The organism is Lysinibacillus sp. NPDC059133, from assembly GCF_042755925.1.
GTDB lineage: Bacteria > Bacillota > Bacilli > Bacillales_A > Planococcaceae > Lysinibacillus.
The window spans coordinates 1-20,794 of the sequence record NZ_JBHZDH010000006.1; the positions used below are offsets into that span (position 1 = coordinate 1).

At 39.2% G+C, this 20,794-nt stretch carries 19 protein-coding genes and 1 riboswitch; of the genes, 3 read left to right on the top strand and 16 right to left on the bottom strand.

What is annotated here, in order from left to right:
* Positions 1-619, top strand: a 619-nt coding sequence (locus ACFXN8_RS04770) for an IS3 family transposase (RefSeq protein ID WP_386843209.1), incomplete at its 5' end; no start/stop codon positions are given.
* 71 nt (positions 620-690) lie between these two features.
* Here ACFXN8_RS04770 and ACFXN8_RS04775 read toward each other — a convergent pair.
* From ACFXN8_RS04775 to ACFXN8_RS04820, 10 genes are all read right to left on the bottom strand, one after another.
* Positions 691-1,548, bottom strand: coding sequence for a MetQ/NlpA family ABC transporter substrate-binding protein (locus ACFXN8_RS04775; RefSeq protein WP_386843211.1), 858 nt, complete (start codon positions 1,546-1,548; stop codon positions 691-693).
* A gap of 107 nt (positions 1,549-1,655) precedes the next feature.
* Positions 1,656-2,324, bottom strand: a complete 669-nt coding sequence (locus tag ACFXN8_RS04780; RefSeq protein ID WP_376074666.1) for a methionine ABC transporter permease — start codon at positions 2,322-2,324, stop codon at positions 1,656-1,658.
* Positions 2,314-3,342 (bottom strand): methionine ABC transporter ATP-binding protein, encoded by a 1,029-nt coding sequence (locus ACFXN8_RS04785; RefSeq protein WP_386843214.1) that lies wholly within the window; start codon positions 3,340-3,342, stop codon positions 2,314-2,316. Before ACFXN8_RS04785 ends, ACFXN8_RS04780 begins: the two co-directional genes overlap by 11 nt.
* Before the next feature lie 451 nt (positions 3,343-3,793).
* Positions 3,794-3,897, bottom strand: a riboswitch (SAM riboswitch).
* A 64-nt stretch (positions 3,898-3,961) separates the two neighbouring features.
* Positions 3,962-4,264 carry a thioredoxin family protein gene (locus ACFXN8_RS04790; RefSeq protein ID WP_386843216.1) on the bottom strand — a complete coding sequence of 101 codons (303 nt, stop codon included), beginning with the start codon at positions 4,262-4,264 and terminating at the stop codon, positions 3,962-3,964.
* Between the two features lie 16 nt (positions 4,265-4,280).
* Entirely contained in the window at positions 4,281-4,622 is a 342-nt protein-coding gene (locus ACFXN8_RS04795; RefSeq protein WP_386843218.1) for a toprim domain-containing protein, read from the bottom strand.
* 197 nt (positions 4,623-4,819) lie between these two features.
* Positions 4,820-5,200: a glycine cleavage system protein GcvH gene (gene gcvH, locus ACFXN8_RS04800; protein WP_376074661.1), complete on the bottom strand. Its 381-nt coding sequence runs from the start codon at positions 5,198-5,200 to the stop codon at positions 4,820-4,822.
* 80 nt (positions 5,201-5,280) lie between these two features.
* Positions 5,281-5,637: an arsenate reductase family protein gene (locus ACFXN8_RS04805; RefSeq protein ID WP_376074660.1), complete on the bottom strand. Its 357-nt coding sequence runs from the start codon at positions 5,635-5,637 to the stop codon at positions 5,281-5,283.
* Between the two features lie 724 nt (positions 5,638-6,361).
* Positions 6,362-8,146, bottom strand: coding sequence for an acyl-CoA dehydrogenase family protein (locus tag ACFXN8_RS04810; RefSeq protein ID WP_386843221.1), 1,785 nt, complete (start codon positions 8,144-8,146; stop codon positions 6,362-6,364).
* Positions 8,147-8,266: 120 nt separating this feature from the next.
* Complete coding sequence (locus ACFXN8_RS04815) at positions 8,267-9,439, bottom strand: acetyl-CoA C-acetyltransferase (protein WP_386843223.1); 1,173 nt, start codon at positions 9,437-9,439, stop codon at positions 8,267-8,269.
* A 60-nt stretch (positions 9,440-9,499) separates the two neighbouring features.
* Positions 9,500-11,884 carry a 3-hydroxyacyl-CoA dehydrogenase/enoyl-CoA hydratase family protein gene (locus ACFXN8_RS04820; protein ID WP_386843225.1) on the bottom strand — a complete coding sequence of 795 codons (2,385 nt, stop codon included), beginning with the start codon at positions 11,882-11,884 and terminating at the stop codon, positions 9,500-9,502.
* A gap of 364 nt (positions 11,885-12,248) precedes the next feature.
* On the opposite strand from ACFXN8_RS04820, the gene ACFXN8_RS04825 reads away from it, so the two are divergent.
* Together ACFXN8_RS04825 and ACFXN8_RS04830 are read left to right on the top strand one after the other, a co-directional pair.
* Positions 12,249-12,593 carry a thioredoxin family protein gene (locus ACFXN8_RS04825; protein ID WP_376074655.1) on the top strand — a complete coding sequence of 115 codons (345 nt, stop codon included), beginning with the start codon at positions 12,249-12,251 and terminating at the stop codon, positions 12,591-12,593.
* Between the two features lie 57 nt (positions 12,594-12,650).
* Complete coding sequence (locus ACFXN8_RS04830; RefSeq protein ID WP_376074688.1) at positions 12,651-13,154, top strand: C39 family peptidase; 504 nt, start codon at positions 12,651-12,653, stop codon at positions 13,152-13,154.
* A 125-nt stretch (positions 13,155-13,279) separates the two neighbouring features.
* Here the strand turns inward: ACFXN8_RS04830 and ACFXN8_RS04835 are convergent, their stop codons facing one another.
* From ACFXN8_RS04835 to ACFXN8_RS04860, 6 genes are all read right to left on the bottom strand, one after another.
* Positions 13,280-14,167, bottom strand: coding sequence for a 5'-3' exonuclease (locus ACFXN8_RS04835; RefSeq protein ID WP_376074653.1), 888 nt, complete (start codon positions 14,165-14,167; stop codon positions 13,280-13,282).
* A gap of 357 nt (positions 14,168-14,524) precedes the next feature.
* Complete coding sequence (locus ACFXN8_RS04840; RefSeq protein ID WP_376074651.1) at positions 14,525-15,514, bottom strand: agmatinase family protein; 990 nt, start codon at positions 15,512-15,514, stop codon at positions 14,525-14,527.
* Positions 15,515-16,280: 766 nt separating this feature from the next.
* The gene (locus ACFXN8_RS04845) at positions 16,281-17,306 is read right to left on the bottom strand and encodes a polysaccharide deacetylase family protein (protein WP_386843228.1); all 1,026 of its coding nucleotides are present in this window, start codon (positions 17,304-17,306) and stop codon (positions 16,281-16,283) included.
* Positions 17,294-18,040 carry a hypothetical protein gene (locus tag ACFXN8_RS04850; RefSeq protein ID WP_386843230.1) on the bottom strand — a complete coding sequence of 249 codons (747 nt, stop codon included), beginning with the start codon at positions 18,038-18,040 and terminating at the stop codon, positions 17,294-17,296. Before ACFXN8_RS04850 ends, ACFXN8_RS04845 begins: the two co-directional genes overlap by 13 nt.
* Positions 18,021-19,694: a GNAT family N-acetyltransferase gene (locus ACFXN8_RS04855; protein WP_386843231.1), complete on the bottom strand. Its 1,674-nt coding sequence runs from the start codon at positions 19,692-19,694 to the stop codon at positions 18,021-18,023. Before ACFXN8_RS04855 ends, ACFXN8_RS04850 begins: the two co-directional genes overlap by 20 nt.
* Before the next feature lies 1 nt (position 19,695).
* The gene (locus ACFXN8_RS04860; protein WP_386843233.1) at positions 19,696-20,790 is read right to left on the bottom strand and encodes a glycosyltransferase family 4 protein; all 1,095 of its coding nucleotides are present in this window, start codon (positions 20,788-20,790) and stop codon (positions 19,696-19,698) included.
* Between the last annotated feature and the right edge of the window lie 4 nt (positions 20,791-20,794).

The following is a 20,794-nucleotide window of genomic DNA, read 5'->3' on the forward strand; positions in this document are numbered from 1 at the left end:
TCGCATTATGAAGAAATTTAATATTGTCTGCCCTATTCGAAAAGCGAATCCAGCACGTCGTATGGCAAAAGCAACAAAGGAACATCGCACATGCCCTAACAATTTAGACCGTAACTTCAAGCAAGGTGTAGCAGGAAAAGTATTACTAACCGATATCACATATTTAACATATGGCGGTGGTAAACGTGCTTATTTATCAACGATAAAAGACGCTGAAACAAATGAAATTTTAGCTTATGAAGTATCTTCTACGTTGAGTATAGAAATTGCGCTCAACACGTTACATAAATTGAAGAAGCATCGCCATTTAAGGGAAGATGCCTTTATCCATTCGGATCAAGGTTGCCACTATACGAATCCAAAATTCCAAGCCTTAGTAAAGAGAATTGGCTTGGGGCAGTCCATGTCACGTCGAGGGAATTGTTGGGATAATGCGCCACAAGAATCATTCTTTGGACATTTTAAAGATGAAACAACAATTAGAGCATGTGAAACGTTAGAAGAAGTAAAGAAAGAAATTAAGAGTTATATGATTTACTACAATCATTATCGAGGGCAATGGAATTTAAATAAGCTGCCGCCTGCAAAATACAGACAGCAGCTTCAGAAAGTTGCCTAACCTTTTTTAAAATGTCCTTTACAAAGGGTACATATTATTATACTTACATACCCTTTTCGATAAATTTTAAATTATTTAACTGGTACAACTGAGCCTTTCCATTCTTCAATAATGAAGTCTTGGATTTCTTTAGATTTTAATACTTCTATTAATTTTTTAATTTCTTGTTTTGTTTCATCACCAGCACGTACAGCGATAATATTTACATAAGGAGATTCTTTATCTTCAAGAGAAATTGCATCTTTCAATGGATTTATGCCGTTATCGATTGCAAAGTTCGAGTTGATCAGAACCGCATCACCTTCATTATTTTCATACATTTGTACAAGCATTTCAGGCGCTGTATTTGCATCGAATTTGAAGTTTTTAGGGTTTTCTGCGATATCTTTTATTTCTGCTGCTGTTTTATCAACACCATCTTTTAATTTAATTAAGCCCTTAGCTTCTAACAATGAAAGCATACGACCGTGGTCTGAAACTGAGCTAGAAAGTAAAATTGTTGCACCTTTTGGTAGATCCTCAAGAGATTTATATTTTTTAGAGTAAATTCCGATTGGTTCAATGTGAATGGCACCAGCATTTACAAAGTCATAGCCATTTTCTTTCATGCTAAGCTCTAAGTAAGGTAGATGTTGGAAATAGTTTGCATCAAGGTCACCTGATTCTAAATGTTGGTTTGGTAATACATAGTCTTGATACGTTTCAATTTTAAGATCGATACCTTCTTTTGCTAAAATAGGTTTTGCTTTTTCCAAAATAATCGCATGAGGCGTATTAGAAGCACCTATTGTTAATGTTACATTTTCTTTATTGTCTGATTTATCACCAGATGATGCGTTTGAGTTTGTATCTTCTTTTTTACCAGCACCACAAGCAGCTAAAGCTAGTACTAATACTGATAAAAATAATCCTGCTAATAATTTCTTCATTTTCTTGCACTCCCTTTTATCTTGTTTAAAGTATGTTAGCGGTATAAAACCGAAATAACCTCTCTGATGTTCGTAGCGAGATGCGCTTTTTTGTAATTAGCGCCTTTTTAGCGTTTATCTGTTTTGGCTGTAATGAAGTCGCCAATCCATTGAATAATAAATACTACTATTAAGATTAATATAGTTGCCATTAATGTTACATCTGTGCGATTACGTTGGAAACCATCTAAGAATGCTAAGTTTCCTAGACCACCTGCACCGATAATACCTGCCATCGCAGTATAACCAACAAGTGCTACAGCCGTTACAGTAAGACCAGAAATAAGCGCTGGTAACGCTTCTGGAATTAATACTTTCCAAATGATTGTTGACGTTTTAGCACCCATTGAACGAGCCGCTTCAATCACACCTTTATCGATTTCACGTAAGGAAATTAATACCATTCGTGCATAGAATGGTGCAGCTCCGATAATTAGTGCTGGTAAAGCCGCATCTGCGCCGCGAATTGTGCCGAGTAAAAATTTTGTAAATGGAATTAATAAGATAATCAAAACGATAAATGGAATCGAACGGAAAATGTTAACGATTGAACCTGTTAAAAAGTTCACCAGTTTATTGGCCCATAGCTGGTTTGGACTTGATAAAAATAATAAGATCCCAATTACTAATCCAAGTATAAATGTGATAACCGTAGAGATTGTTGTCATGTACAACGTTTCATACGTAGCGTCCCACATTTTTTCCCAGTCGACATTCGGAAAGAGACTAGTTAGCATTGGCAATCACCTCCGTTTGTACTTCGACTGTATGCAAGTAGCTAAGTGCAGCAGCAACATTCGCCTCTGTGCCATCAATTTGCACAATAAGTGTACCGTACGCGCCATTTTTCGTTTGTGAAATATTACCATGAACAATACTTACTTCTACATCAAACTGTTTCACAAGATGTGAAATGATCGGCTGCTCTGTTTTTTCTCCTACAAAGATTAGCTTAACAAGTTGTCCATCAGGGTAATTTACTTTAATTTGTGCCACAGTTTCCTGTGTTTCCTTCGTATCTGTAATTTGAGAAACGAATTTTTTTGTAATGGCCGCTTGTGGAGCTTGGAATACTTGTAACACTTCACCACGCTCTACAATTTCTCCAGCTTCCATAACCGCTACACGATGGCAAATTTTGCGAATAACGTGCATTTCATGTGTGATTAACACAATCGTTAAACCTAATCGTTCATTAATATCGACAAGTAAATCTAGAATAGCATCTGTTGTCTCCGGATCGAGTGCGGATGTTGCCTCATCACATAACAATACCTCTGGATTATTAGCAAGTGCACGAGCGATGCCTACACGTTGCTTTTGTCCACCTGATAATTGTGATGGATATGCGTTAGCGCGCCCTTCTAGGCCAACTAAAGTGATTAATTCTTTCACACGTGCTTCACGTTTTGCCTTTGGAACACCTGCGATTTCTAGTGGAAAAGCGATGTTTTCTTCAACAGTCCTAGACCAAAGCAAATTGAAATGTTGGAAAATCATACTAACCTTTTGTCTAGCATCTCTGAGCTTTTGCCCCTTTATGGATGAAAATTCTTGATTGTTAACCGTCACCGTACCAGATGTAGGCTTTTCTAAACCGTTTAACAAGCGAATCATTGTACTTTTACCAGCGCCACTATAGCCGATAATACCAAAAATTTCACCTTTATTAATAGAAAGGTTGACGTCTTTAACTGCTGTTAATTCGCCATTTGTGGTTTTGTATTTCTTCGTAATATTTTGAAGATTGATCATAGCGAATTCTCCTTTTCTCATATCAATTTTGCCTCGGCATAATTGTGTCCGGAATCGGCTTTGTGCTTAGGCCTGCAGATGTTTTTTGCGCGAAAGCGTAGCGGCAGCAGCACCGATGCAGGTCAGTTAGCCGTTATCGCATGGATGCGATGGTTTTAGGCTAACATCCTATATTGAACTCCTTTCCGATTCCGTGACATCCGCCGGAGGCTTTAGGCCAGCAGGATGTTGGTCACTCAGTCGTGTGTTGTTGCTGTCGCTTCGCTTTCGCACAGTTAAAACCGTGTTGCTGTCGCTTCGCTTTCGCACAGATAAATTGCCACAGGACGTGGTGTTCTTAGACTGAGTTCCTCTATTTCAGCAGGTTTTGGACACCCGCTGAAAGAAATTAAAAAACCCCTTCACTTATAGACAAGTAGAAGGGGTCACGTAACTTATACGCTAAACCGTTCTCTCATCTGTCAAAGATAAATCTTTGGGTGATTTGGCACCTTTTCACTAAGTGATGGTTGCCGGGCTTCATAGGGCACTTCCCTCCGCCGCTCTTTATAAGAGTTCGATATATTTATTGTTTTTTTAATATATTTGTTACTTTACCACGCGATTAATATTCAGTCAATTAATTTTTCAACAATTCGTATAAATATGGTACCGATTGAAAGGCATAAACCTTTTCTGTCACTTCTCCGCCTTCACAGACGAGCAAACATGGTACACTTTCGATTTTATGAGCATAAGCTATTTGCTCTATAAAATTAATATTCGCTTTACCGACCTGTAGCTGTGGCAGCAATTGCTCAACAACCGTCATCATTTTCGATGCAACTGTACACGTTCCACACATTGGCGTATATAAATAAAAGGCAGCCTTTTCACCGGACTGCACAGTCGCGTCCCACTGCTCTTTTGACCATTCTTCCATCTTTTTTCACGCAACCTTACAAAATATATTCATTATGGATTGAGAAATGTGCACGAAGCAAAATCGCCGCTAACACCTTCCTCGGAGTTGTCTCAACTTCCTTATATGTTGGCATTGTACGTAAATGCTCAGCCTCTGGATAATGTCTGTCCATTAATGCTCGTAGCTTATCACCCGATGTATCTGCATCAAAAAATGTATAAAGCTCACAGCCCTCATATGGATCGAGTAATTCTTCTAATTGATGCACACCAATTGTACCATTCGTACAAAGTATTTTAACATTTTCATTTAAAATAGGTTCAATTTGAAGCTTATCCGAACGGCCTTCGACAATTAAGCATTTCCCCTCGAACATCACGCCACCCCCGTTTAGACATATCCCTTATCATTCATTATATCAATAAATCTTGTCGTTGATACTGTTAGACACCTATTGATAAGGGATATACTTGCATTCATCCTCATTAACTGTAATGGGGATGAATGCAGATAATAAAAAACGTCGGTAGATTCCGACGTTTTTCTATTACAGGCTTGTCTTATAAGCTTGTCTTATTCTGCAATCATTTCATCGTATTGCTCAGCTGTCATAAGCTTTTCAATTTCTGATGCATCAGCAGGCTCTACAACGACCATCCATGCTTTTTCATATGGTGATTCATTAACGAATTCTGGGCTATCTTCTAAATCTGCATTTACTTCAACTACTGTACCTGAGATTGGTGCGTATAATTCAGAAACTGTTTTTACAGATTCTACGCTACCGAATGGATCATCAGTTTTGATTTCGTCGCCAACTTGTGGAAGCTCAACGAAAACGATATCTCCAAGTTCAGATTGTGCGAAATGAGAAATACCGATACGTACTTTTCCATCTTCTACTTTAACCCATTCGTGCTCTTCAGAGTAACGTAAGTCTTTAGGTGTATTCATGCAAAAACCCCTCCATAAATATGTAATATATTCAATTTCAGTGTGCCATACTTCTTCCATAAAAACAAGATTAAAAGAGGTTATTTCCAAGCTTGCTCAAAATCTGATTCTTTAAACCCTAAAGTAACTTTTTTTCCATCGGTTACAATCGGACGTTTAATCAACATACCATCTGATGCAAGCAGTTCAAGTTGCTCCTCTTCAGTCATTTCAGCAAGTTTATCCTTCAAGCCAAGCTCGCGATATTTCATACCAGAAGTATTGAAAAATTTCTTTAACGGTTGTCCACTTGCATGCCATAAGTTTGATAATTCGTCCTTTGTAGGCGGTTGTTCGACAATGTGTACCTCTTCGTATGAAATTCCATTGTCATTTAGCCATTTTTGAGCTTTTTTACAAGTAGTACATTTCGGATAATGAATAAATTGAATCGTCATTTATAGGCTCCTCTACTATCAGTTTAGGACACTACATTTTCAGTGTCTCACTCATTTTCTGTAGTATACCATCATAACCGTTACGAACCAAAATGAAACTCTTCAAGCCAAAGCGTGGGGTTGATTTCCGTTCCGACTGGGCGCTTTCCTGGGGGCGTCCGATGAGCCGCTTCACTCGCGTTGCTCGCTCCAGGGTCTCATCTGTGACGCTGATCCCCAAGGAGTCGCCCAGCCTCCACTCCAATCAACCAATTCATACAGCTTGTATTCTCTTACATGTTTCTCTGATTTTGAGTAATAAAATCAAACTTTAGCAACCAGTTTTTTTGGTGCGAAAGCAAAGCGTCAGCCGCAACAGATGTACAATTGCCGTCGCTATTCTGATTGATTATGATGAGTAGCCATAGCGTTCTCCTTTGACATACATAAAATTTATTAAAGTTCTACGATATTGTTGATTGGAGTGGAAGGCTACTCGATTCCCGTGGGAAAGCGAGACAGTCGAGACCCTGAGGCCAACACGATGTTGGTCACGAAGGCGTTGTCACAGGACGTGACGCACTTAGCCTTCGTTCCTTTAGCGAAGGAAGCGGCTCGACGCTCGCCCACAGGAAAGCGAGTAGCCTGGAACGGAAATCACCCCTCATTTTGCAAGAGCTATACTTTTATTTCCAACAAAAAAACCTAGCTATCACATCTCGGATAGCTAGGTAAATTTGCTATATTAAACTATATATTTTTCTGCTTCAATTAATTTAACAGAAGCTTCACGTTTCTTCGCGATTAAGTTGTATGGATTGTTGCGAGTTAATTTACGTAGCGCAGACAATGTCATACGTGCAGCGTCTCCGTCTGCTGAAGCAAGAATCGTATCTTTTGCTTCTTTTTCAATTTCTGCAAATGCTTCTTGGCAGAAGATTTGAGTGTACAGTAATTTTTGATGAGCTTTTTCAGCACCGTCACGAGCAATCGCTTTTTCAGTACGCAACACAGTAGATTCCATAGCAAATAGTTGGTTTGCGATATTCGCAATCTTCACTAATACTTCTTGCTCTTGATCAAGCTTCGCACCGTAGCGTTGTGCTGCTAAACCTGCTGCCAATACAGCAATCTTCTTCGCATTTTTCACAAGATATTTTTCCTGTGCTAACGGCTCTGTGCCTACTTCCTCAGGCATTAGCATAAGAAGTTCTTGCTGTAAATTTTGAGCGACTTTTAGTAATGGCAATTCGCCTTTTATTGCCTTTTTCATAAATGTACCTGGTACAATCATGCGGTTAATTTCATTTGTACCTTCAAAAATACGATTAATACGAGAATCACGGTAAATACGTTCTACTTCGTATTCAGCCATAAAGCCGTAACCACCATGTAATTGAAGCGCTTCATCTGCAATATAATCTAAAGTCTCAGAACCAAATACTTTCGCAATAGAACATTCAATAGCATACTCAGCAATTGCACCAGCAATCACTTTTCCTTGCTTTTGCTCTTCTGGGCTTAGCTGACTTAAGCGGTCCTCAAATAAACCTACTGTACGATAATTTAATGACTCAGACGCATATAATTGTGAAGCCATTGTCGATAATTTTTCTTTTGTTAGATTAAAATCAGACAGCTTCGTTTTAAATTGCTGACGTTGGTTTGTATATTGAACGGCAAGCTCTAATGCACGCTTCGAGCCACCAATTGTTCCAACACCTAATTTATAGCGACCGATATTTAAAATATTAAAGGCAATAACGTGTCCGCGACCTACTTCACCTAATAGGTTTTCTACAGGTACTTCTGCATCTTCAAGGATTAATGTACGTGTCGATGAAGATTTGATCCCCATTTTTTTCTCTTCTGCGCCAACTGAAACGCCATTGAAGGCACGTTCTACGATAAATGCCGTGAATTTATCGCCATCGATTTTAGCATAGACAACAAATACATCTGCAAAGCCTGCATTTGTAATCCATTGCTTTTCACCATTTAAAATATAATGTGTCCCTGCATCATTTAATTTTGCAGTTGTTTTTGCACCTAATGCATCAGAACCTGACCCTGGCTCAGTTAATGCGTAAGCAGCAATTAATTCACCTGACGCAAGCTTTGGTAAATACTTTTGCTTTTGCTCTTCATTTCCGAAAAGTACGATTGGTAAAGAACCAATACCTACGTGTGCACCATGCGTAATAGAGAAGCCACCAGCAACTGACATTTTTTCTGCGATTAAAGCAGAAGAAACTTTGTCTAATCCTAGACCCTCATATTCTTCAGGTACATCTGCGCTTAGTAAGCCGAGTTCACCTGCACTTTTAAGTAGACGAACCGAATGCTCAAATTCATGGTGTTCTAAATTTTCAACGACCGGTAACACTTCATTTGCTACATACTCTTCAGTAGTTTTAGCAATCATTTTATGCTCATCTGTGAAATCTTCTGGTGTAAATACACGATCTAATTCCACATCTTCAATAATAAATCCGCCGCCTTTGATGAAATCCGTTGTTTTTTCTGTCATTCTAAATTCCTCCCTATATATCTATTGTTAGTAGCTTTTATCCCCAATGTATAGAAAAGCTTGAAGCACTGTGTTCGGAGGCAACCGGAAACGCTGCACTCCAAGCTGATCTAGCAAAAATTATAGAATTTCAAATACTCCTGCAGCACCCATTCCGCCGCCAATACACATTGTCACGACGCCATATTTCTTACCTTGACGCTTCAATTCATGAATAAGCTTTAATGTTAAAATGGCTCCAGTTGCACCAAGTGGGTGACCTACGGCAATTGCTCCACCATTGACATTTACTTTATTTTGGTCGATGCCTAAATGACGTACGACCTGTAAGGATTGTGACGCAAATGCTTCGTTAATTTCCCATAAATCAATGTCATCAATTGCTAATCCCGCAATTTCAAGTGCTTTAGGTACTGCCACGATTGGTCCAATACCCATCACCTCAGGAGGTACACCACCAACTGCAAAGCCTAAAAACTTCGCCATTGGTGTAAGCCCTTGCTTTTCTGCTTCCTCACGATCCATTACTAGTACTGCCGCTGCACCGTCCGAAGTTTGAGAGGCATTACCAGCTGTAACACTGCCCTTAATATGGAAGGCTGGACGAAGCTTCGCTAAACCTTCTACAGATGTACCTGGACGTACCCCTTCATCCATGCTAAAAGTGAACTTTTTCACCTGTGGTTTGTTGTTGTCATCTACATAATGCTGCTCCACTTCGATTGGTACGATTTCATCATTGAATTTACCTTCTTTAATCGCTTTTTCTGCAAGCTCATGTGAACGCACAGCAAATGCATCCTGATCTTCTCTGCTTACATTGTATTGACGTGCCACTTCCTCAGCTGTATGCCCCATCCCCATATAATATTGTGGAGCAGTTTCCGCTAGCGTTGGATTTAAGCGAGGTGTATTACCTACCATTGGCACCATACTCATCGACTCGACTCCACCAGCAAGAATCGCCTTAGAATGTCCTAGCATAATACGCTCTGCTGCAAAAGCGATTGCTTGTAAACCTGATGAACAGAATCTATTAATTGTCAGCGCTGGTGTTGTATCTGGTAACCCGGCAAGCGCTCCTATATTACGTGCTACGTTCATGCCTTGCTCAGCTTCAGGCATTGCACATCCTAAAATTAAATCGTCAATCGGACCTTCATAGCCTGCTCTTTTTAATGTTTCTTTGACAACAACCGCTCCAAAATCATCTGGTCTAACTGTTGCTAAAGAACCCTTTTTTGCTTTTCCAATCGGAGTTCGTGCTCCTGCTACAATAACGGCTTCACGCATCGTATTAATCCCCCTTTGTTTCATGTGCAAGTATGGTTAATTCAGTCTTAAAATTAGTTACTAGTTACGCAGTGGTTTTCCCTTTAAAAGCATGTGCTGCATTCTTTGTTGAGATAATGGATCTGCCACTAAGCTTAGGAACGCCTCACGCTCTAGGTTTAATAGGTACTGTTCATCTACTAATGTGCCATATGGAACTTTACCACCAGCAATGACATACGCTAATTTTTTAGCGATTTTTAAATCGTGTTCACTAATATAGCCTGATTCAAACATTCCTTGCGCACCGATTAGTAGCGTACCGTAGCCTGATGCACCGACTACAGGAACTTTCGCAGGTACAGGCGGTAAATAGCCTGCCTCATAAAGCGCTAGTGCAGCTTGTTTTGCATCATATAGTTGGTGATCTGGGTTAACAGATATCCCGTCAGCAAAGTTTAAGAAGTTATTTTCACGTGCTTCTTCACCAGATGTCGAAACTTTCGCCATCGCAATCGATTCAAATACTTTATTAGCAATATGTTGATAGTCTACCTCAACGCCATTTGGTAACCCTTTAAGGAATTTTTGGTAAAGTGCTTTATTACCGCCACCGCCAGGAATTAATCCTACGCCGACTTCGACTAAGCCCATATACGTTTCCATTGTTGCTTGAATATGAGAAGCTGGTAAGCAAACCTCTGCTCCTCCACCAAGTGTCATAGCAAAAGGCGCTGCCACAACAGGCTTGCGAGAGTATTTAATCTTTTGCATCGCATCTTGGAATGCTTTAATAACGAAATCTAGCTCAAAAATATTATCATCCTGTGCTTCTACTAAAATCATTCCTAGATTAGCACCAACACAGAAGTTTTTCCCTTGGTTACCGATGACTAAGCCTTTATAGTTAGCTTCTACTTCATCGACTGCAAAGTTAATCATTTGAATAATGTCCAAGCCAATTGCATTTGATTGGGAATGGAATTCTAGTAATGCAATTCCATCACCTATATCTATTAAACTAGCACCTGTATTTGATTTAATAACACCGTGCTTTTTCTTATAACGTTTTAAGTTAATTTCCTTTTCATTGACTGGCACTTTTACATATTCAGAGCCATTATAATACGCTAGGTCACCGTCAATGTCCGAATAGAAAGTTTCAAAACCGCTTGCTAACATATCTTTTACAAATGCCGGCACTTCACGACCCTCTGCCTCCATTTTAGCTACGGACTCTTTGACGCCAATTGCATCCCATATTTCAAATGGACCTTGCTGCCAGCCGAAGCCCCATTTCATAGCATTGTCAATGGCAACAATATCATCAGCAATTTCACCGTGTAGCTGTGCAGAGTAAATGAGTGTCGGAGCGAAAATACCCCATAATAACTCTCCTGTACGATCTTTTGCATATGTTAATGCTTTCACTTTATTTGCTAATCCACGAGTTTGTTTTGCCATTTCGATAGAAGGTGTTTTTAACTTTTTAGCTGGGCTATACTCTAGTGTGTTTGGATCAATTTCAAGGATCTCTTTTCCTTGCTTTAAGAAGAACCCTTGACCTGATTTTGCCCCTAACCAGCCGTTTGTGACCATTTTCTGTAGGAATTCTGGTACTGCAAATACTTGCTGCTCTTCACCAGTTGTTTGATCATAAACGTTTTTCGCTACATGGATAAATGTATCTAAACCAACAACATCCAACGTTCGGAAGGTTGCAGATTTTGGACGACCGATTAGTGGACCTGTTACAGAATCCACCTCACCAACCGAATAGCTACCCTTCATCATTTCTTGTAAAGTAATTAGTAAACCGTACGTTCCGATACGGTTGGCAATGAAGTTCGGTGTATCCTTAGCAAGTACGACGCCCTTTCCAAGCACATCTTCGCCGAATGTTTTCATAAAGCTTACAACCTCTGGCGCTGTTGTGTTCGCCGGAATGACTTCAAGTAATTTTAAATAGCGTGGCGGATTGAAAAAGTGAGTTCCTAGGAAATGCTTTTGGAAATCTTCTGAACGCCCTTCTGCCATTGCATTAATACTTATGCCAGATGTGTTTGAACTAATAATTGTGCCGGGCTTACGTACAGCATCAACTTTTTCATATAGGTTTTGTTTAATCGCTAAATTTTCAACAACAACTTCAATAATCCAATCTACATCTTTTAATTTCTCTAGATCGTCCTCAAAGTTACCAACCGATAGTAGTGATAAATTTTTCTTAGAAGTAAGTGGTGCTGGCTTTTGCTTTAATAACTTTTGAAGAGCTCCGTTGACGATACGATTTCTTACAGCAGGATGCTCTAAGGAAAGACCTTTCACTTCTTCCTCTTTCGTTAGTTCTTTCGGCGCAATGTCTAATAATAATGTTGGAATACCGATGTTTGCTAAATGTGCTGCAATTCCAGAGCCCATTACCCCTGAACCTAGAACAGCTGCTTTTTTAATGTTGTACGTCACAAGCAATTCCCCCTTATTCTCCCATTGAATGAATAGCCATTCATTTTTTGACCAAAAAAATATCAAGTTTGCCTTAGCGTATTTTTGTCCAGATAATTTTAGGCATAATCTGTGACATACGACTGAGGCTTATCTCCGTCCAGCTACCATTGTAGTTTTTGAGGTAAATATTTCCGCTGAATGAAGATAAAACTACTTTTTCTGTTTTTAGTGTAGATTATTTTGTTTAATTTAGCAATCATTTTCCTCCAATTATTTTTGCAATATATAACTTTTTTTGTTTTTTACGAGCGAAAACAAGACAATAAGTAGATACCGATTATTCCAAACAGAAAACTTTCAGGTTCCGTTAAAAATGTGTAAAATGGAAAGCAAGGAGAGTGAAATACTAATGAAAACAATTACAACTGCTGACCAATTTAATGAACTGATCTCTGGTGATCAAAAAGTGCTAGTGAAATTTTACGCTGGATGGTGCCCAGATTGCACACGCATGAATATGTTTATCGATCCAATTATCGAAGAATACAACCAATTTGACTGGTATGAACTTAACCGTGATGAGCTTCCAGAAATTGCGGACAAATATGATGTAATGGGTATTCCAAGCCTACTAATTTTCCAAAACGGTGAAAAATTAGCACACTTACATAGTGCTAATGCTAAAACACCTCAGCAAGTTACAGAGTTCTTATCTGCTCAACAATAATAAAAAGCGAGCTGCATTTCTTTTTGAAATGCGGCTCTTTTTAGAAAGGAGATTATGATGCGCCAACAATTGTCGTTACTCGGAAAATCACAATATGATGCAGCCATTTCACCAAACTATCATAATTCCGCTTGTGGACCTACAACTGTACACGTAATCTTAAACTACTTTGAAAATCAAGCTCCTTCGGTAAATGAACTTTATAAACTTCTCGGTGGTACAAAGATCGGGTTATTTAAGTGGCGCCTAATTCGCAATCTTCGCCGGCTTCGTCCGACATGGGAAATTCGCGATTGTACATTAAAGGAGGCTATGCAGGAAATCGATGCAGGTCGCCCTGTCGCCATACGCTTTGACCGATATTTTAGCCTAAATTGGTGCGATAAAAAATCTGCCTTCGCCTATCATTGGGTACCTCTCATTGGCTATGAAATACGAAATGATGAGCTGTGGTTAATGTTCCATGATAATGGTGGTGCTGATCGTGAAAGCAAAATTCGAATGGCTCCTTTTAAAGATAATGAAAAAGTATTGAGTTTCGTGAAAATTACACCGAACTAGGTGAGAGCGTGCCTGTAATGTTAGACACGTTCTTTTTTCATCAATAATTCAAGGCTTAATTACTCAAAGATTGTATGAAAAAAGCAGAGCATATTTCTATACTCTGCGAAGATGATGTCTATTTATTAAATAAGTGAATACAATGAGCGTGCCTGCTTGGCGATTAATGTGTAGCCATGTTCTTCTATTTCTTTGAACGTTTGGGGCTCGTAATTTGGTAATACTAAGTTCGTTAATTCTGCCTCAATTGGTACATTCGTTTGAATGGTTGCAAGCTCGTGTGACAATTTTAGCATATCTAAATTCTCTTTAATTTTCGTACGTTGACCAGGCTTTAATTCGTCTAATGATGTAAGAACATTTTCAATAGAACCATACGATTGAATTAACGCGAGTGCCTGCTTTGGTCCAATTCCCTTAACGCCTGGGTAGCCGTCACTCGTATCCCCCATAAAAGCTTTGACCTGTGCAAATTGAATAGGTTCGATGCCATATTCCTCTTGAAAACGTGTATGCGTATAAACGTCATACTCTGTGTAGCCTTTTTTCGTAAAAGCAATTTCCGTTGACGGTCTTAAAAGCTGCAGTAAATCCTTGTCTCCGCTAATTACCGTAATGTCAGCCTCATCCTGATATTTTGTAATCATTGAGCCAATTAAATCATCTGCCTCCATTCCTTTAACACCGAAGTTTTGCCAGCCGATTTGTTGCGATAAATTTTTCGCCATATCAAATTGTGGTAGCATTTCCTCTGGTGGTGATGGACGATTAGCCTTATAACCATCAAATAATTCGTTGCGGAATGTATGTGCCCCCATATCCCAACAAACAGCTAGATGGGTCGGCTTCATAATAGATTGTGCCGTTAATACATGACGCACAAATCCTTGGGCACCATTAGAAGGTGTCCCATCCGCAAGGCGAATATAATGCCCCATCGCTGCAGACGCAAAAAATGAACGGAATAATAGCGCCATGCCATCAACAATTAATAGTTTTGGTTTTGTTGTCATAATAATAATCCTCTCTATAACAATACAATGATTGTATTCATCTATAATATTTCAGGTGTTTTGATTAACCATTTGCATCTACGCTCATTAATTAGATAACCGAATTTCTGCTACGGGATACTCGCTTTCCTACGGGTGAGCGTCGAGTAGCCCTCCGCTACAATCAGCTAAAAATGAGCATACATAAACAAAGTATCTACAAAAAAATTCTTTTGTCGGTCAATAATAAACCTATAATTTCCTAATCAACAGGCCTGCCATAATATATTAATATTAAGCATTGTTCTATTATAGCAAACTATCATCAAACTTCATTGTAAATATATACAAGCCATCATTCTACGGCTCATTTTCCAACTACCTAATTTGGGCGTTGCCTTTCTTTTGAATACGATTGCGGTAATCCAGTCGAATACCTGTTAGCCATTGTAAAAATGCTGTCACGCCCAGCTTCACTGTTTCCGGGCGTAGGTCCCCCTCCTTTGGATCTGCGAAGACAAAGTCAATATGGCGGACTCCTTCATTTTCCCCAATGAGCTTTAGGATATCGAATAATTCATAGGCCGTTAATCCACCTGGTGTTGCGGCAGGTACATCTGGGGCAAATGTAATATCGAGTACATCTAAATCGACCGATACATAAATACGATCCACCTCATACATAAGCTGTCGGAGCATTTCGCGAATAGTTAATTGAATACCATCACGACGCATTTGCTTTAACGTAATCATATGTATTCCTTGTTCTTTCGCGTAGTGAATCATTTCTGGTGAATTAAAAAAGCCGTGTAGCCCGACATTATAAACATGTTTCCCCTCTACAATCCCAGCTGCAATGAGCTTCTGCATTGGAGAATCCATGGCTAAACCAATTTCCTCCTGATTTCGGGCATCCAAATGCGTATCAATTTGAATAATCCCGATGCGATCCTTTGGAAAAGCATTCTTTATTCCTCTTAGAGAGCAAGCTGTAATCGCATGATCTCCACCTATAAGACAGGTGAAACTTTTAGAATATGCGGTACTTAAGCTTTCTGCTGCAGCTTCTATAGCTGACTCTGAAAGCATTCTATCAGTCTCGTGGATGGCCACATCGCCAACATCAACGACTGCCAACGAGCGCAAATCTACTTGCTCATCTAAATTATAAGATTGAAAGCTTGGCCAAGCTTTTCGAAACGCTGTTGGATATAGTGCTTTTTCGGAGGGTTTACTTGCATACGATAATAAAGCACCATAGAAAATAATATCTACGTCACTCGGAAGTGGATTTTCTTTTTGCTTAATCCATTGATGCATAGCTGAACCATTTTCTTGCTTATACTGCCATTCTGGTTGAATAAACATGTTAACGACCACCTTCATGCTATTTTTCTATATCTTAGCGTGGGGTTGATTTCCGTTCCGGCTGGGCGCTTTGTAGCTGCCGCTTTGCTTTCGCTACAGAAAACATTTGTTGCTGACGCTTCGCTTTCGCACAGAGCAAAGCTTCCTGGGGGCGTTCAATGAGCCGCTTGGGCCAACATGATGTTGGTCACGAAGGCGTTATCACAGGATGTGATGTTTTTAGCCTTCGTTCCTCTGCCTGCTCGCTCCAGGGTCTCGGGCCAACAGATGTTTTTTGCGCGAAAGCGTAGTGCTAACGCAGCGTCAGCAAAGTGTTTTTGTCTGTGCGAGAGCGTAGTGCAACGTAGCGACAGCAACAGCACCGATGTTGGTCACGAAGGCGTTATCACAGGATGTGATGCTCTTAGCCTTCGTTCCTCTATTGTTGATCCCCGAGGAGTCGCCCAGCCTCCACTCCAATCAATTTATCCACATGACATATGTTTTAACAAAATGTCACCCCGACTCTTGGGCGATGAGCCATATTGAAGTCAATTGCCCTATGCTACTTTATTGTTCTTACAAATATACCTAAAGAATTTCCTTCAACATCATAGTACCATTAGTACATACAATTTCGTCAAAGCTCAGGATTTTCCCTCTTAATTTTAAATAATCTCCACACTTCATTTACCCCTATAAACACAAAAAAGTAACAAACTAGGCACTTTTCTAGTTTGCTACTTTTTATGTTGGGATAAAGGGGGCTTCTTTCCCCCACCGATTATTAGTCTTCACCAATCGGGCTTTTGCGGGCTAAAGATTGGCAAAGCTCTGCGACCTCGTGCATCGTGTAGCTTTGAAAGTTATATTGATGACGCAATTCCTGATAATATAGTAAAAGTTCCTCAAGCATAGCTAAATTTTTTTCAATGTTCTTGCCAAAATTATGAGGGTGCCACCATAAATGGTAAAAAGCTTTAGACATTGCAGCTGCATGCATTCCCTCTTTAATACGTTTAACCTTTAAGCCTTCAAAAAATCGTAATGGGCTACAATAGGGTCTTAAAAATGCACTTGAACGAATGTTAATAAAGGAATCCTTTTGCATGTCCTCAAGCGTTATCAGATGATTTCCTGTTACATTGACATAGCTATCCAGCCATTTTTTTGCACCTAATAGTCGACCTTTTTTCGTAAATTTTTGGGGATCGTATAACGGATGTTTTTCATTTCCTCTATAGCATATAAACCCTACTTCCTGACATGCTGAGAAATATGCTTCATTCACCTGATTACGCGGAAATACAATCGATTTCATCGGTGCGATATATTCTTCACAAATCATTGCAGTTGCGTGTAAGTCTGCACGAAAATCTGCTTCAGTTTGTCCATTTTCTAAACAGTAAAAATGTGAAAATGTATGACTTCCTATTTCTTGATGTGGTGTACGTTTAATCTTCTCAATTAAGGATTTGCCGAAATGTAAGAGGTCATCCTGCTCATCTTCTCCTACTTTTGCAAATTGTGTATGTGCTGCATAATGCCTGTTTTTATATTTTACAGGGATCCCTCTTAAGTAGTGAGCCATTTCTGCTTTTGTTTCTGCAAACAATAGTCCCACTGTGGCCCAAGTCGCATGAATACCATATTGTTCAAACAACTCTAGTATTTTAGGCAATGCCTCACGTACTCCATATAAATTTTTATTGTATTGCCCGTACTTAAACACATCGTGGACACCCCAATTTAGTTCAAAATCCAATGATATGACAAGACCTCCACGATTCACTTCAATTACTACTTCCTCCATTTTTGCACACCCAGTAACAGTGCACGAATTTTTGATTGGGTAATGTAGCCAGAGTATACATCGACGACTTGCCCACCGAAGCCTTGCTTAAACGCTCGAACATTTTGGTCATCAGTTAACTTCCCCATATCATATAAAACAAAGCCCTGCTCCTTTAAATGCAATAAATTGTGCCATAGTAAGAAACGATTTGCATAACGAACTGGTCTTTTTAAATGATCTGGCACCAATTGCGAATGACAAGTCGCTACATAATAGGACATCGCTTTTTTAGCGTATACAATATCGAGTCTATAGCAAAGTGTTTGTCCACAAATACTTCGAATCTCAGACAACCATAGCGCTCCTTTATCTTTTAAGTGCGTAATAGCTTCCATTTGAGACTTAGTAATGAGCTCGAGTTTTTTCCTTTTCGCAAAACTATTATAAAACTGTTGAAAGGCTCGTAAATTTTCATCTGATGGTTCTTTATAAATAAAAACTTGATAGGACTCTTTTTGTGCACGACGAAGTATTTTTCGATTACTTTCTGAAAGAGCAAGATACAATGATAACTCACTATCTGTCAGGTGAATATGAACCGTTTCACTTTTAACAAGCTTACGACTCGGTACAAGTGAATTTGTATACCCAATGACCTTCATCGATTTTCTAACATTGGCTGGCTTTTCTACAAAATAAAAATGCTGCATTGCGATATTCCATCGCTTACTTTTAATGGACAGAATGAACATCGCCCCCACTCTCTGTGTATTTTTCTACATGATTTCGCTCATAACGAGCACATTTAAAATGTTTCATTCGAGAAATACGTTTATAGCCTAGCTGCAATAATCGTTTACGCTTTCGCCATTGCCAAAAGCGTGCAGTAACCCAAAGTGTTTGTGCAGGTTTCATTTTTTGGAAAAAGGCTGTGATAATATCGATATTTTTATAAACATCATAGGTTAAAAAATATGTCTGCTTTGGCAGTGTTTCGACAATTTGCAATTCATCTACACGCCAGTTCACCGCATGTATCGCAAACGCAGGCTTATTCGTTTCTGCAAAAGAATCTTTATAAATAGTGTATCCCTTGTAAAATAAAGAAATAATCTCTTCCTCATCGAGTTCCATCGCCTCCTGAATCGACAACTCCTCAAACAAATCTCCTACAGGTCGATGTGGTGTCTCACTATCTGATGGGGATAATTCATACAAATCCACTTGCTTAAAACGAATAAATTTTTCTACGAATAGTTGTCCATATTCTAGCCAATCTTTTACTTTTCCATACTTTACTAAGTAACGTAATTGGCCTAGAGTATTGCGTTTCCATTCAACCATACGATGATTGCCTTTTAAAAATTCCTTTAGTCGTTCCTTTAGCGTAAAACGACTCGCCAAAAGCTTTGCCCGCTTCGTTCCACTGCTTACGAGCATACGCCTTGTAAAATCAATATTAGAGCGCCAATCGAACTTATACGGCTCATAGCCAATACTCATATCGAACAAGCGATAGTTTTCAGAATAGATTTGCTTGATGGTTTCTTGATTCACTAATCTGCCCGGTCCAAATATATTAAATGTCGGCTCATGTGCAAGTGCGTAAGTTACATAACGTCCTCGACAGCAAATTCCATAGGTAAAGGCAATCCATTGGTCTTCAAAAACAAGTGCGTCTACCTTGACTTGCAATGCTTCCCCTTTAAGAAGCGTTAACTGTTCGAAAAAATCCTTTTTCTTACCTTTTGTAAAATCACTTGTGTCTATTTTTTTTGCCCATCGTCGATTAAATAATCTAAACATTTGCCAAAGCTCGTCCTGCGAAGGTATTTTCCTCGTTAATGAGCCTAATTTTCGTAGCTTCCGTTCTCTTCTATCCACACCATGCATTTTTCTACGTTGATTGAAATAGTTATTAAAATCTATATCGTGAAAGGCAAGATATGGTGTCACTACACGAAAAATACTCGGGCGTAACTGCCTTTCAACAAAATATTGCTCAATAACCTTTGTAGAGTCTTTACTTTCCAATAATCCATGAAATGAAAATAGTAGGTGTTTATATTTTTCAATGAGCTGATCAAATACAAAGGTCGTCGCAGGCAACAGCCATTCTTTTTTCGCTACAACACCGGAGTAATTTGCAATATTTTCTCCAGCAAAGGCATAAATTCGTACTCCCCATCGAAGTCGAACTAAGAAGGGAAAAAAGGCAATGATCGCACCATTTTCTTCGACAGCATAGAGCTCAACACGCTCTCTACGCCCAACAATTTGCCACCAGTTATAAAACCAAGCAAATTCTATAAATGGATTATCATTGCCCTCCGCTGCTAAAATCCCATCCCAAATATCCTTGTACCACATAAGCTCATCATCTGTTCGAATGCGAATTAATTGCAAATTAATCACCTTTCTTAACGGACTTTGATACAGCCTGTTCGTAGACAAATAGAGTTTTCTGATACATTGGTAGAAACGTAAAATTCCTTAAAAATCGACGCTCACTAGCGTCCCCCATTTTTTGTCGTAAGTTCTTATCCATCAACAATTGTTTAAGCCTGTTCTTTAGTGTGCCCTTATCATCTCGGTTAATTAAAAATCCATTCTCATTGTCAGAAACCAACTCATTGACGCCACCTACATTCGTGGCGATAACCGGAAGTCCCGCTCGCATCGCTTCTATAATTGAGATCGGTAAGCCCTCCCAATCTGATAGCAAAACAAATAAATGACTTTCCTCAAGCAAAGATGTGACATCTAATTGATTGCCCAAAAATGAGACACGATCCGTTAAACCTTTAGTAGCAATAAATGTTTCTAAATTAGGACGTAATGAGCCATCACCTATTAATTGAAGGCGCCAAGGTATATCAGAAAGCTCCGCTAAAGCTTCTAGCAATAAATCCTGTCTTTTTGGCACTTCAAAACGAGCAACCATCACAATTAATGGATGCTCCTCCTTCTCTCTATTAGGTGCTACTTGCTTCTCTATTTGGTCGATGCCATTATGAATCGTTAGCATTTTATGAGCAGGAGCAATTTTTTTCGTTAATGCTAATTTGCGATCGTATTCAGATACCGTAATAATTTTAGCTGTTAACGGCTGAACTGATTTTTCCATTCGACGATACAGCCTCTTTTTTTTATGTGGTACGCCTTCTGTAAAACTCCAGCTATGAGCTGTAAAAACAGTTGGAATGCGTAAAAGCCTACCTACTACACGTCCAATTGCGCCCGCCTTTGATGAATGAGCTGCAATAATATCTGGTTGTATTTTTTTAAATGCGGCTCTTACTTGCCAAAAGGTTTGTAAATCCTTTTTAAAGTGAATCGCTCGCTGCATGTCTGTAATACTAATAACATCAATTTTTTCTTCTTGAAAACGCCACAATGATGGATCATAAAGACCCGTTACAATGGTTACCTCGTGAGCATCTTGCTTCAATTTTATGGCAAGTGCCTCCACATGCTTTTGCGCTCCGCCAATCTTATCCATACGT

What these genes read in the sequence shown, in the direction of transcription:
- ACFXN8_RS04775 (WP_386843211.1), bottom strand. Translation starts at nt 1,548, where the DNA reads ATGAAGAAATTATTAGCAGGATTATTTTTATCAGTATTAGTACTAGCT.
- ACFXN8_RS04825 (WP_376074655.1), top strand. Translation starts at nt 12,249, where the DNA reads ATGGAAAGCAAGGAGAGTGAAATACTAATGAAAACAATTACAACTGCT.
- ACFXN8_RS04790 (WP_386843216.1), bottom strand. Translation starts at nt 4,264, where the DNA reads ATGGAAGAATGGTCAAAAGAGCAGTGGGACGCGACTGTGCAGTCCGGT.
- ACFXN8_RS04830 (WP_376074688.1), top strand. Translation starts at nt 12,651, where the DNA reads ATGCGCCAACAATTGTCGTTACTCGGAAAATCACAATATGATGCAGCC.
- ACFXN8_RS04810 (WP_386843221.1), bottom strand. Translation starts at nt 8,146, where the DNA reads ATGACAGAAAAAACAACGGATTTCATCAAAGGCGGCGGATTTATTATT.
- ACFXN8_RS04845 (WP_386843228.1), bottom strand. Translation starts at nt 17,306, where the DNA reads ATGGAGGAAGTAGTAATTGAAGTGAATCGTGGAGGTCTTGTCATATCA.
- ACFXN8_RS04860 (WP_386843233.1), bottom strand. Translation starts at nt 20,790, where the DNA reads ATGGATAAGATTGGCGGAGCGCAAAAGCATGTGGAGGCACTTGCCATA.
- ACFXN8_RS04805 (WP_376074660.1), bottom strand. Translation starts at nt 5,637, where the DNA reads ATGACGATTCAATTTATTCATTATCCGAAATGTACTACTTGTAAAAAA.
- ACFXN8_RS04795 (WP_386843218.1), bottom strand. Translation starts at nt 4,622, where the DNA reads ATGTTCGAGGGGAAATGCTTAATTGTCGAAGGCCGTTCGGATAAGCTT.
- gcvH (WP_376074661.1), bottom strand. Translation starts at nt 5,200, where the DNA reads ATGAATACACCTAAAGACTTACGTTACTCTGAAGAGCACGAATGGGTT.
- ACFXN8_RS04850 (WP_386843230.1), bottom strand. Translation starts at nt 18,040, where the DNA reads ATGTTCATTCTGTCCATTAAAAGTAAGCGATGGAATATCGCAATGCAG.
- ACFXN8_RS04835 (WP_376074653.1), bottom strand. Translation starts at nt 14,167, where the DNA reads ATGACAACAAAACCAAAACTATTAATTGTTGATGGCATGGCGCTATTA.
- ACFXN8_RS04815 (WP_386843223.1), bottom strand. Translation starts at nt 9,439, where the DNA reads ATGCGTGAAGCCGTTATTGTAGCAGGAGCACGAACTCCGATTGGAAAA.
- ACFXN8_RS04785 (WP_386843214.1), bottom strand. Translation starts at nt 3,342, where the DNA reads ATGATCAATCTTCAAAATATTACGAAGAAATACAAAACCACAAATGGC.
- ACFXN8_RS04840 (WP_376074651.1), bottom strand. Translation starts at nt 15,514, where the DNA reads ATGTTTATTCAACCAGAATGGCAGTATAAGCAAGAAAATGGTTCAGCT.
- ACFXN8_RS04780 (WP_376074666.1), bottom strand. Translation starts at nt 2,324, where the DNA reads ATGCTAACTAGTCTCTTTCCGAATGTCGACTGGGAAAAAATGTGGGAC.